This is a genomic window from Pseudomonas sp. Marseille-Q5117 (genome assembly GCF_946901175.1).
GTDB lineage: Bacteria > Pseudomonadota > Gammaproteobacteria > Pseudomonadales > Pseudomonadaceae > Aquipseudomonas > Aquipseudomonas iranensis.
Genome location: NZ_CAMPPP010000001.1, coordinates 345,001 through 356,310, shown reverse-complemented (window position 1 = coordinate 356,310; position 11,310 = coordinate 345,001). Strand labels below are relative to the sequence as shown.

16 protein-coding genes (1 of these 16 only partly in view) are annotated in these 11,310 nt (G+C 59.8%); 6 read left to right on the top strand and 10 right to left on the bottom strand.

Features of this window, described 5'->3' with window-relative positions; all coding sequences use genetic code 11:
* Positions 1-27: 27 nt before the first annotated feature.
* The 6 genes from OC605_RS01705 to soxR all read right to left on the bottom strand — a co-directional run bounded on the left by OC605_RS01705 (position 28) and on the right by soxR (position 3,910).
* Positions 28-603, bottom strand: a complete 576-nt coding sequence (locus OC605_RS01705; protein WP_262136151.1) for a DUF6162 family protein — start codon at positions 601-603, stop codon at positions 28-30.
* Entirely contained in the window at positions 600-938 is a 339-nt protein-coding gene (locus OC605_RS01700; RefSeq protein WP_016770802.1) for a hypothetical protein, read from the bottom strand. Before OC605_RS01700 ends, OC605_RS01705 begins: the two co-directional genes overlap by 4 nt.
* Positions 935-1,477: a thiamine pyrophosphate-binding protein gene (locus OC605_RS01695; protein ID WP_262136150.1), complete on the bottom strand. Its 543-nt coding sequence runs from the start codon at positions 1,475-1,477 to the stop codon at positions 935-937. Before OC605_RS01695 ends, OC605_RS01700 begins: the two co-directional genes overlap by 4 nt.
* Positions 1,474-2,673 carry a PepSY-associated TM helix domain-containing protein gene (locus tag OC605_RS01690; protein ID WP_016770800.1) on the bottom strand — a complete coding sequence of 400 codons (1,200 nt, stop codon included), beginning with the start codon at positions 2,671-2,673 and terminating at the stop codon, positions 1,474-1,476. Before OC605_RS01690 ends, OC605_RS01695 begins: the two co-directional genes overlap by 4 nt.
* A 214-nt stretch (positions 2,674-2,887) precedes the next feature.
* Positions 2,888-3,346, bottom strand: coding sequence for a VOC family protein (locus tag OC605_RS01685; protein ID WP_262136149.1), 459 nt, complete (start codon positions 3,344-3,346; stop codon positions 2,888-2,890).
* A gap of 111 nt (positions 3,347-3,457) precedes the next feature.
* Complete coding sequence (soxR, locus tag OC605_RS01680) at positions 3,458-3,910, bottom strand: redox-sensitive transcriptional activator SoxR (protein WP_016770798.1); 453 nt, start codon at positions 3,908-3,910, stop codon at positions 3,458-3,460.
* Between the two features lie 93 nt (positions 3,911-4,003).
* On the opposite strand from soxR, the gene OC605_RS01675 reads away from it, so the two are divergent.
* The 5 genes from OC605_RS01675 (at position 4,004) to OC605_RS01655 (ending at position 8,690) form a co-directional block, all read left to right on the top strand.
* Positions 4,004-4,366 carry an antibiotic biosynthesis monooxygenase gene (locus tag OC605_RS01675; RefSeq protein WP_262136148.1) on the top strand — a complete coding sequence of 121 codons (363 nt, stop codon included), beginning with the start codon at positions 4,004-4,006 and terminating at the stop codon, positions 4,364-4,366.
* Between the two features lie 101 nt (positions 4,367-4,467).
* Positions 4,468-4,737, top strand: coding sequence for a hypothetical protein (locus OC605_RS01670; protein WP_262136147.1), 270 nt, complete (start codon positions 4,468-4,470; stop codon positions 4,735-4,737).
* 101 nt (positions 4,738-4,838) lie between these two features.
* The gene (locus OC605_RS01665) at positions 4,839-5,453 is read left to right on the top strand and encodes a LysE family translocator (RefSeq protein WP_024013660.1); all 615 of its coding nucleotides are present in this window, start codon (positions 4,839-4,841) and stop codon (positions 5,451-5,453) included.
* A gap of 204 nt (positions 5,454-5,657) precedes the next feature.
* Positions 5,658-6,824: an aminotransferase class V-fold PLP-dependent enzyme gene (locus tag OC605_RS01660; protein WP_262136146.1), complete on the top strand. Its 1,167-nt coding sequence runs from the start codon at positions 5,658-5,660 to the stop codon at positions 6,822-6,824.
* Positions 6,825-6,881: 57 nt separating this feature from the next.
* Positions 6,882-8,690 carry an aminopeptidase P family protein gene (locus OC605_RS01655; protein ID WP_262136145.1) on the top strand — a complete coding sequence of 603 codons (1,809 nt, stop codon included), beginning with the start codon at positions 6,882-6,884 and terminating at the stop codon, positions 8,688-8,690.
* 44 nt (positions 8,691-8,734) lie between these two features.
* Here OC605_RS01655 and OC605_RS01650 read toward each other — a convergent pair whose 3' ends face one another.
* The gene (locus OC605_RS01650; protein WP_262136144.1) at positions 8,735-9,331 is read right to left on the bottom strand and encodes a 2-hydroxychromene-2-carboxylate isomerase; all 597 of its coding nucleotides are present in this window, start codon (positions 9,329-9,331) and stop codon (positions 8,735-8,737) included.
* Positions 9,332-9,372: 41 nt separating this feature from the next.
* Positions 9,373-10,101 carry an SDR family oxidoreductase gene (locus tag OC605_RS01645; protein ID WP_130901823.1) on the bottom strand — a complete coding sequence of 243 codons (729 nt, stop codon included), beginning with the start codon at positions 10,099-10,101 and terminating at the stop codon, positions 9,373-9,375.
* A 91-nt stretch (positions 10,102-10,192) separates the two neighbouring features.
* Here OC605_RS01645 and OC605_RS01640 point away from each other — a divergent pair, with 91 nt between their 5' ends.
* Positions 10,193-10,762 carry a TetR/AcrR family transcriptional regulator gene (locus OC605_RS01640; RefSeq protein WP_016770792.1) on the top strand — a complete coding sequence of 190 codons (570 nt, stop codon included), beginning with the start codon at positions 10,193-10,195 and terminating at the stop codon, positions 10,760-10,762.
* Here OC605_RS01640 and OC605_RS01635 read toward each other — a convergent pair whose 3' ends face one another.
* The gene (locus OC605_RS01635; RefSeq protein ID WP_016770791.1) at positions 10,763-11,044 is read right to left on the bottom strand and encodes a hypothetical protein; all 282 of its coding nucleotides are present in this window, start codon (positions 11,042-11,044) and stop codon (positions 10,763-10,765) included.
* 169 nt (positions 11,045-11,213) lie between these two features.
* Positions 11,214-11,310, bottom strand: the 3' end of a protein-coding gene (gene rhtA, locus OC605_RS01630) for a threonine/homoserine exporter RhtA (protein WP_262136143.1). It continues 791 nt past the right edge of the window; only the last 97 of its 888 coding nucleotides appear in the window; the start codon falls outside the window, past its right edge; its stop codon occupies positions 11,214-11,216.

Sequence of the window (11,310 nt, the reverse complement as noted above, 5' to 3'; positions counted from 1 at the left end):
AGTCTTCTCTCGGATAAAGGCGAGGAATCAATGGCGATGTTCGCGGGTAACCCCGGCATCGAATTGCGCGACGATCTGTTTCCAGCCAGCGGCGGACAGCGCGGCGTCAGACAGATCTTCAGCAGGCGCGGAATCGGCGCTGCGGTTCAGCCAGATGTCCGGCGCCGCGTTGGCGTCAGTGCCGACACGCATCAGAAATGAACCGGCGACATCAGGCGTTGCACTGCGTCCGAAATAGGCGCGATCGGCGAACATCTGCCATGCGTGACCGCCACGACTGACCGAACTGGCGTCCTGCGCGAACGGCGCGAAGCCTTCGTCGGCGAGCATTTGTGGCGTCGGCAGGGCTTGTTGCTCTTCGCGCAACAAGCGGATTTCGTCGAGGGTCACGCGCAGGTCGGCATAGATGCCTTGCTCGGCGGCGCTGAGATCGCGGCGGGCGTCGTACTGGTTGCTGGCGACCGGCTCCGGTTCATGGGAAACCCCGCGCCACGCCACCACCGAGCCGGCGACCGCGAGGATCAGCAGGCACAACAGCAGCACATTGAGGGTTTCATGACCGGCGCCGGCCGGGCGTACCACTTGCGTCGTCCGGCTACTCATGGGGCTTCGATATCCGCCTGGTCGATTTCCACAACGTGGCCGGGGCCGGCGTCGAACAGCACATAGAACTCGCTGCCGGGTTTCTTGAACGTCAGCGTCGAGTCATCACCCAATTTGCCCGGCACCAGAATGGTTTCGTCGTAGCCGATCACGTCGAGGGTCACACCCGGCGCGCCGCTGCCGTCGGAAAAACCGCCGGTGCATTTGATCTGTTCGGCATCGATGGCTTTGCATTCGCACATCGGGTTGTGCGCCAGGGCGCTGGCACTAAAACCGGCGCTCAGCAGCAGCGCGGCGCTGGCGAGCAAACGGGTCTGAAGGGGCGAGCGAGTCATGGTTTGGCTCCTTGTTTGTTCAGCCACGCAACCGTGGCGGGGGAGGCTTGGCTCAGGGGAATCGCGGCTTGGTGCATGCTGCCGTCCCAGCCTTCCATGGTGATCCACAGCTCGGCGTCAGGTTTGGTCTTCGCCGGGATCGGCATTTGCGTGCCCATGCGATACGGCGCACCGAAGAAGATCGTGCCAGCGGCGCGCAGACTGCGCGGCTTGCCGATGCGCAGGTAAGTAGCCTTGACCTGTTCGACGCAGGTATCACAAACGGCGGCAGTGAAATCCTTCATATAGCCGGCCGGACCGCTCAGGTGCGGCGCCTCGTCACGCAGTTCGGCCAGGCGCAGGCTCCACGGGCCGACCTGGACGGTGCCTATTTCACGCTGGCCCAGTCCACTGTCGCCGCGAAACAGCGAGGCATCGGCAAAGTATTTCGGCATGAAGCCCAGCGGGATCAGCAACAGCAGGACATTGATGTGGAAACGCCACTTGTGCCAGAAACGCGACAGGCGCGAGGGCGGTGTGACCGAGATGGCTTTGTTCACAGGCTGGCCTCCGAAGGTTCACGGCGCAGCGCCGGTTGAGCGGTGACGCGGTTTTTCTTGTCCTCGCGTTTCAGCGCATTGGCGGTGGCCAAGGCGGTGCGCTTGGTCCAGATCAGCAGGCCGCTGAGAATCATCATGCTCAGCAACAGACCGAAGAAGAACCAGATCAATTTGATCCAGATGCCGCCGAAGTCGCCGGTGTGCAGCGGGCGCATGGATTCGGTGACGAATTCCAGCGAGGACCGATCGGACAGCAACCGTGAGGAAGCCATTTCGCCGTTGTACGGGTTGAGTGTCGCGGTCTGGTACATCAGCGGATACCAGCCACGGCCGCTGACGCTCATGTGCGAGTAGGCATTGCCCGGCAGGTTGACGTAGCTGGCTTCCAGCCCCGGAATCTTCTGCTGGGCGATTTCGATGGCGCGATCCAGGCTGATACGCGGCGGCGGGGTGCCGGCGGCCGAGATCGGCACACTTTCGCGGGACATCGCCGGAATGATCGGTTCGCTGGAAATGGAAATCTGGTTATCGAACAGGATCGCCTTGATCAGGAACCAGATGCCGGTGATGGAAATCACCGCGATGAACCAGATTGACCAGATGCCGCACAGGCGATGAAAGTCGCCCCAGAAAATCCGCGCTCCGTGGCGCACGCGCAGGGTCGGGCGCAGAAAACCTTTCCAGAAGCGCTTGTACACCACCAGCCCGGTGATCAGCGACACCAGCATCGGCACGCCGAGCAGCGACACCAGATACCAGCCCCAGCTGTAGCCATTGGTGAACGGCACCAGCCACCAGCCATGCAGGGCGCGGGTAAAGGCCTTGAAATCGAAGGCCGGCGCGGTGCCCTGAATGACCCCCGTGTACGGATTGACATAGACCGTCAACGAGCGCCCGTCGGGGTAGCTGACTTCGACATCGAGGGCAAAGTGCGACTCGTCCGGACGATTGATGCTCTGCACCAGGGTTTGCGGCTCGGCCTGTTTGATCGCGGCGAGAATCTGGTCGTAGCTAAGTCGCGGCGCATCGTCCGACGGCTGACTGGCGCGCATTTGCGGGTTGGCCAGCCAGACAATCTCCTGGCTGACCACCGCCAGCGTGCCGGTGACACAGACGATCAGCACAAAGAACCAGATCGGCAACGCCAGCCAGCTATGCACCAGGAACCACAGTTTGGAACGGGATTTCTTCGACATGATTGCGCGTCTTGATTGCGGTGGAAGGGGCCGGGCTACGGGCTTCGCAGCACGGAACTCCCCGGGAGGCCGTTCGTGGCTTTTGCCTACGCGAACGGCCTGCATTCCTATAAGACGGATGAGCGAAGAAAATCCCGAAAGCGGATATGAAAGTAAATGTTTCGCAATTACATCGGCAGTGCATTTTTGCCGGTCGATCCGAGGCAAAAAGCCCTCAGCCTTGGCTGAACATCTCCATCGCACGCTGGCGAATCTGCTCTTCGCTCAGATCCTCCTTGTGTGTGGCGAGAAACCACAGATGGCCGAACGGATCTCTCAAGGTACCGCTGCGGTCACCGTAAAACTGGTCTTTGACCTCGGAGACGCTTTGCGCGCCGGCATCCAGCGCTTGTTGAAAGGACTGGTCGACATCGGTGACATACAGGTGCAAGCCGAGCGACACCGCCTGCTGTGGATTGCTCAACGGCCCTTGGTCGCAAGGCGTGCCGAGCATGATCGCGCTGTCGCCGATGCGCAGCTCGGCGTGGCCGATGTTGCCGTCGGGCATGGTCAGGCGCATGACTTCGCTGGCATTGAAGGCTTTCTTGTAGAACTCGATGGCCTCGGCGGCCTGTTGGACGCCGAGATACGGGGTAATGCTGTGATACCCCTCGGGAATGGGTTTGACGCTCATGACGTTCTCCCTGTTTTTGTTTTCAACAGATGTGGTTACACCGGATTTACCCGGAGCAATCACTATAGAACCGTCCTTGCTGCGCAAATTGTTCGCCGACGAGCAGCGTCATCACTCATCGCGAAAGTGCGGGCCTGGCCCTCGGTCACCGAGCATGTCGCCTTTATTGCGTAACGGACACGCCTCCATGGACAGACAGCCGCAGCCGATGCACCCGGTGAGCTGATCGCGCATCAGTGTCAGTTGCCTGATCCGTTCATCGAGCTCGCGCTGCCATTGTTCAGACAGCATTTTCCAGTCCGCCGCCGACGGCGCGCGATCCTGCGGCAGGATCTTCAGCGCTTCGCCGATTTCCGCCAGCGGTATCCCCAGCCGTTGCGCGACTTTGATCAACGCCACCCGGCGCAAGACGGCGCGCGGATAGCGGCGCTGATTGCCGGCATTGCGCTCACTCTTGATCAAACCTTTGGCTTCATAAAAATGCAGCGCCGTGACTGCGACGCCACTGCGCGCCGCAACCTCACCCACGGTGAGAGGCTTGTGCACCTGCTCCTTGCTGATCATGCGGAAAATACTCTTGACCTTGACTTAACTAGAGGTTTTACCCTGCAGCTCTTCGGGTCGCAAGGCTCGCTTCAAGATAAGTGGGGGCTTTCCATGAGTAATCGCAGCTTTACCCAATTGATCGAATTCGAAATCGAACCCCGCCAGCAAGTGGCGCTGGTCTCGGCACTGGCAACGCAGACCGAGGGGCTGGCCCAGCGTTACGACGGGTTTCTCAGCGCCAGCGTGCAGGCCAGCGACGACGGCCGCCGCGTGCTGAGCTTTTTGCAGTGGCAAAGTCGCGAAGCGGGGGAGGCGGCCTTTCGCAGTTTCGAAAGCGGCGAGGAGGATTTCTGGCAATTGATCCGCACCCATCGGGCGAAAACCGTGACCTTCAATTCGTTCCAGGTGCACAGCAGCATTGCCCGCAGCCACGACGACGCGCTGCACTGCCGTTTGCCGGTCAGCCAGTATTAGCGCAAAGCTGATAGCCACTATTGAGAGCGTTGATTTCTGCGCGAGCGTGCCCGGGCGTAGCCTTTCTCCATCGACCCCACATTGCTCGCCAGGACGCTCCCATGAACCGTTTACTGACTGTTTCGCTGATGCTCGCTGTTTCCGTACTCGCCGGTTGTGCCGGCCATGTTTCGCCCGAGCTGCGCCCTTACACCGCTGAAGAATCCCGCGAACTGGCGCTGGAAGCGCTGAACCGCAGCGGCTTGTCGTTCGACGAATACCACGCGAAAAAAGCCCAATTGCTCGGCCAGCCGCAGAAGGCTTTCGACTTCGATCAACAGGGTGAGATGAGCGCCGAACGTGCCATACAGCTGCACGGTCGTCCGAGCTGAAAGTAAACTGTACTGCTTGAAGTTTTCCCTAACTGTCCGTGGGTTTGCCGGGCCGTGTGGGATAGGGTCAAAAGCTGAATGACCCTGGATGGACTGCCTCGATGAACCTCTCGCTTGATCTGCTGTTGGGCTTCGCCCTGTTTGCCCTTGTCACCTCGATCACACCGGGGCCGAACAACACCATGTTGCTGGCGTCCGGAGTGAATTTCGGTTTCAACCGCACCATTCCGCACATGCTCGGCATCAGCTGCGGCTTCTTTTTATTGGTGGTAGCGGTGGGCTTCGGCCTTGGCGCGGTGTTTCAGGCCTATCCGATTCTATATACGGTGCTGCGATATGTCGGCGCGGCGTATTTGTTGTATCTGGCGTGGAAGATCGCCCACTCCGGCCCGGTCGGCGACAGTGCCCACGGCGAGGCGAAACCGATCAGCTATCTGGGCGCCGCGGCGTTCCAGTGGGTCAATCCCAAGGCGTGGATCATGGCCATCGGCGCCATCAGCACGTACACGCCGATGCAGGGTTATTTCTATAACGTCGTAATCATCGCGGCGGTGTTCGCCATCATCAACCTGCCCAGTGTCGGCCTGTGGGCGGCGTGCGGCACGCTGTTGCGCAATGTGCTGAAAGATCCGCGCTGGTTGCGCGTGTTCAATTGGGGCATGGCGGCGCTGTTGGTGATCTCGCTGTATCCGTTACTTCTCGAAAGCTTTCACTGACGCATTGCTTCAATCGCCGGCCCGATGCCTGTTAAGCTCGGTTTCAGGAGCGTTCCTACGCACTTTTAATGAAGCCCTACTTCTTTAACGGCATCCGATCAGGTATTGATGACGCTCTCGAACCCATGCACAGCTCACGAGGCTGTGCATCGTCGTTTGCAGACACGAGCCTCCTGATCCCGGAACACGCTCTGCGAGTCCTTTATGAACACACGTCCGTTGTATTTCGATTACGCCGCCACCACCCCGGTGGACGAGCGGGTCATCCAGGTGATGATCGAATGTCTGGGTTTTCACGGTAACTTCGGTAACCCGGCGTCCAGCTCCCACGCTTTCGGCCAGCAGGCCCGGCAGACGGTCGAGCAGGCACGTCGGCAAGTCGCCGATCTGGTCGGCGCGCAGCCTGAGCAGATTGTCTGGACCTCCGGAGCCACCGAATCCAACAACCTCGCCCTCAAAGGCGTCGCCCAGGCCCGTGGCATTTCCGGCGGCCATATCATTACCAGTCAGATCGAACACAAGGCCATTCTCGACACCGCTCGGCAATTGCAGGACTCGGGCATTGCCGTGACCTATCTGGTGCCGGACGCCCAAGGCTTGATCACGCCGCAAGCGGTCAGCGAAGCGATGCGTGACGACACCTTTCTGGTGTCGCTGATGCTGGTCAACAACGAGCTGGGCACGGTCAACGATGTCGAGGCGATTGGCGAAGTGGTGCGCAGTCGGCAGGCGTTGTTTCATGTTGATGCGGCGCAAGGCGCGGGCAAAGTCGCGATCGATCTGAGCCGCTGGCCGGTGGATCTGATGTCGTTTTCCGCACACAAACTTTACGGTCCCAAAGGCATCGGCGCCTTGTATGTCGGCCCGCAGGCGCAGCAACGCTTGCAGGCACAGATCCACGGCGGCGGTCATGAAGGTGGCCTGCGCTCCGGAACCCTGGCGACTCATCAGATTGCCGGGATGGGCGCTGCTTTCGCTTTGGCCGCCGACGCATTCGATGAAGAGAAAAAATCCATCATCGCTTTACGCGAACGCTTGCTCGAACAGCTTTTGAAGTTGCCCGGCGTGCGCCTCAATGGCAGTGCCTCGCAACGTATTCCGCACACCCTGAGCCTGACCTTCAGCGAGGGCGAGTTCAACAGCGCCGCATTGAGCCATTCGATCGCGTTTTCCGCGACCTCGGCGTGTAATTCCGCAAGTAATGCGCCGTCCCACGTGCTGCTCGCGCTCGGGCACGATGCGCGGCTGGCGGGGCGCACCATTCGCTTGAGCCTCGGGCGGTTTACCACCGTTGAGGATGTCGACAAGGCCGTTGACCTGATCACAACCGCCTGCGCCAATGCTCCGGCATTCTGGGCGACAGGGCTTTAAACAGCTGAAAACTATCGGCTACAAACAATAACGATGACGCGATTAGCAGGAGACATGATGAGTTCCCACACCTTGACCGAAGGATCGGTGCTTCAGCGCCTGGCGCATACCCGTGAACTGATGCGCCGCGAAGGTATCCATGCGCTGCTGGTGCCGTCCGCCGACCCGCATCTTTCGGAATACCTGCCGGGTTACTGGCAGGGCCGGCAATGGCTGTCGGGTTTTCACGGTTCGGTCGGTACGCTGATCGTCACTGCGGATTTCGCCGGTGTGTGGGCCGACAGTCGTTACTGGGAACAGGCGACGAAAGAGCTTAACGGCAGCGGCATCGAACTGGTCAAGCTGCAACCGGGGCAGCCGAGCCCGCTGGACTGGCTGGCGGAGCAAACCCTCGAGGGCGGCGTGGTTGCCGTGGATGGTGCGGTAATGGCGGTGGCTTCGGCGCGCACACTGAGCAGCAAGCTTGAGGCACGCGGTGCTCGCCTGCGCACCGATATCGACCTGTTGCAGGAAGTCTGGCGTGATCGCCCGAGCCTGCCGAACGCGCCGATCTATCAGCATCTGCCGCCACAAGCGACCGTCAGCCGTGGCGAGAAACTCGCGAAATTGCGCGAAACCTTGCAAGAGCGTGGTGCCGACTGGCATTTCATCGCCACCCTCGACGACATCGCTTGGCTGTTCAACCTGCGTGGCGGTGATGTTTCGTTCAATCCGGTGTTTGTTTCGTTCGCCTTGATCAATCAGCAACAGGCCACGCTGTTTGTGGCGCTGAGCAAGGTCGATGCCGATCTGCGCGCGGTACTCGAGCAGGATGGCGTGACGCTGCGTGACTACAGCGAAGTGGCCGATGCGTTGCGTGCTGTGCCGAGCGGCGCGAGCCTGCTGGTCGATCCGGCGCGAGTGACCACGGGGTTGCTGGATAACCTGGACAGTGGCGTGAAACTGGTCGAGGGTCTCAACCCGACTACGTTGGCCAAATCGCAGAAAAGCGAAGCCGACGCTCAACACATCCGTAAAACCATGGAGCAGGATGGCGCGGCGTTGTGCGAATTCTTTGCCTGGCTGGAATCGGCATGGGGGCGCGAGCGCATCACCGAACTGACCATCGACGAGAAACTTACCGCTGCCCGTGAGCGTCGTCCCGATTACGTTTCGCTGAGCTTCAACACGATTGCCGCGTTCAACGCCAATGGCGCGATGCCGCACTATCACGCTACCGAAGAGGAGCATGCGCTGATCGAGGGTGATGGTCTGTTGCTCATCGATTCCGGTGGTCAATACCTCGGCGGTACCACAGACATCACGCGCATGGTCCCGGTGGGTACGCCGACCCAGGAGCAGAAACAGGATTGCACGCGCGTGTTGAAAGGCGTGATTGCGCTGTCGCGGGCACGATTCCCGAAAGGCATTCTGTCGCCGCTGCTCGACGCCATCGCTCGTGCGCCGATCTGGGCTGACAACGTCGACTACGGTCACGGCACCGGTCATGGCGTGGGCTATTTCCTCAACGTTCACGAAGGTCCGCAAGTGATTGCTTATCAAGCGGCACCGGCACCGCAGACGGCGATGCAGCCGGGGATGATTACCTCGATCGAACCCGGCACTTATCGCCCGGGCCGCTGGGGCGTGCGCATCGAGAACCTGGCGATGAACCGCGAGGCCGGCAGCAGCGAATTCGGCGACTTCCTCAAGTTCGAAACCCTGACGCTGTGCCCGATCGATACCCGCTGCCTGATTGCTGACCTGTTGACCCACGAAGAAAAGCAGTGGCTGAACGACTACCACTGCGAAGTGCGTGAGCGACTGAGTCCATTGCTGGATGGCGCGGCGTTGAGCTGGTTGAACGAGCGCACTGTGGCCATTTGATCGATTTACCCAAGGCGCCGCTCGCGGTGCCTTGGGTCTCGGCTTCAATCCTGGCGCAATGCCTCTTCTACGAAGTCGAGTCGATCCTGACCGAAGAACAACTGATCGCCAATGAACATGCTGGGGGCACCGAAAACGCCGCGCTTGATGGCGGCTTCGGTGTTTTCCTTGAGTGCGGCTTTTACTGATTCATCGTTGGTCAGCGCCATTATCTCTTGGGGGTCGAAGCCGTTTTCAGTCAGCACGGCGGCAACGGTTTGCGGATCGTCGAGGTTACGGCCTTCTACCCAAAGCGCCTTGAACAGGCAATCGACGAACTCGGCGAAACGCTGCGGCTGGCGCATCTGCATGCCAGTGACGGCACGCATCAGTATCAGCGTGTTGATTGGAAAGTGCGGATTGAATCTGAGCTGTACGCCGTAGCGTTTGGCGAAGCGATCGAGGTCCTGAAACATGTAGCGGCCCTTGGCCGGAATCATTGCCGGCGAAGCGTTGCCGGTGGCTTTGAACACGCCACCCAACAGCATCGGGATGTAGATCAGTTCGCTCCGGGTATCGGCGCAGATTTTCGCTAGCTGGGTGTGCGCCAGATAGGTGGTGGGGCTGCCGAGGTCGAAATAGAATTCCACGGTTTTCGTCATGATCAAATCGCTCTCTTATTGTTGTAATGAGGGGGGAGGGCTTACCAGCGTTCGTTCCATGGGCGCAGGTCCAGCTCGAAGGTCCAGGCATCCCGTGGCTGACTGTGCAGATACCAATAGTTTTCAGCGATGTGCCCTGGATCGAGAATGCCGTCCTGATCCTTGGTCGCGTATTTCTCGGGAAAGCTGTTGCGGATGAAGTCGGTATCGATCGCACCATCAACTACGACGTGGGCGACATGGATGTTCATCGGCCCCAACTCTCTCGCCATGCTTTGCGCCAGTGCGCGGATGCCGTGTTTGGCTCCGGCGAAAGCGGCAAATCCAGAAGCACCGCGCAGCCCGGCCGTGGCACCAGTGAACAGAATCGTGCCGCGCTGCCGAGTGACCATGCGCTTGGCCACTTCACGGGCATTGAGAAAACCGGAGAAGCAGGCCATCTCCCAGATCTTGAAATATTTGCGCGCGGTTTCTTCGAGAATGCTGCAAGGCACGTTGGCGCCGATGTTGAAGACAAAGGCCTCAATCGGGCCGACGCGGGTTTCGATGTCTTCGATCAAGGCGATGACGTCTTCTTCCTTGCGCGCATCGCAGGCAAAACCATGGGCCTCACCGCCATCAGCGATGATTGCGTCAACCAGAGGCTGCAATTTGTCGGCGCTGCGCCGGGTCACACAGGCTATAAATCCCTCACTGGCAAAGCGCTTGGCAATGGCCCCGCCGGTGGCATCACCGGCCCCGACAACCAACACGACCTTCTTGTTATTCATGGGTGAATCCCTTTGGGTTAACGATCGTTTAGTTAACGAACGTTATGCTAGGATTCGGGCAGCGTCAAGGCGATCTACTTCAGGAGATGACATGCGTTATTCGGCCGGACACAAATCGGAAACCCGCGAACGATTGCTGCAAAGCAGCGCGCTGTCGGCAAAGAAATCGGGGTTTTCCACGGTGGGCGTGGATGGCCTGATGAAAGCCATCGGTTTGAGTGGCGCCGCGTTCTACAGCCACTTTTCATCCAAGGATGCGTTGTTCGCTGCCATCGTCGAGCGAGAGTTGAGTGAAAGTCTTGAGCGCCTTGGTGGCCAGGGCGGTGCAGATCGGCAGCGGCTGGAGCGTTGTCTGAAGCAGTACCTGAGCATGGCCCATGTCGAGCAACCCGAGGCCGGTTGCGCGCTGCCGACATTGGGCGCGGAGATTGCCCGTGCCGATGTACAGGTGCGTGAGCAGGCTGAAGAATGGATCTGCCGCCTTCAGCAGGGCTGGGCCGAGATACTGGAAAGCGAGAGTCTGGCCTGGTCGGTGCTGTCACAATGCGTGGGTGCATTGGTGGTCGCGCGGATGCTGGCAACACCGGACGTGCAGCGTACGGTGTTGCGCTCGAGTCACGAGGAAATTACGCGTCAGCTCGCTTTGCCACGAGCCGAGTAGTTATTTGCAGATGACGATCATGCTGCGGCTGGTATAACCGGCGGGGTTCAGGCCGAACGGATAATCGCCAGGTTCTTCGACGGTGTCCCCGGATTTGGCGATCACCTTGTAACCCTTGGGCGCGCAGGAATTGGCGGCGCTGGTGTAGCACTTGTCCCATGAGGATGAAAGTCCGGAACAGTTGATATGCAGCCCCTTCTTGCCGCGTTTGACCTGGGTTTCCGAGGTCGCTGCGCAACTCGCGATCGCCAGCAGGGCGATCAATAGCAAAATTCGTTTCATTACCATCCTTAATAGCGGCCACGAGTCTGGTGCTCGGGTCTGCCTGTATTCGCTCGCGTTTGCAGCGTTGTGCCGTCCTTTGCGAAAAAATCCATGCATGGCGATGGGTTACGAAGCTAAACATGGCCTAAATGAGCGCCAATTACCAGACCCCACTTTCTATAACGCTTCAGTCGGCCGCGACAGCAGGCTTTGCTCCGCTGCCCATGGTCATGGTTGCGCCCACTGACGCCAGAATAATGCACAGGATGGCCAGCCATTGTGAC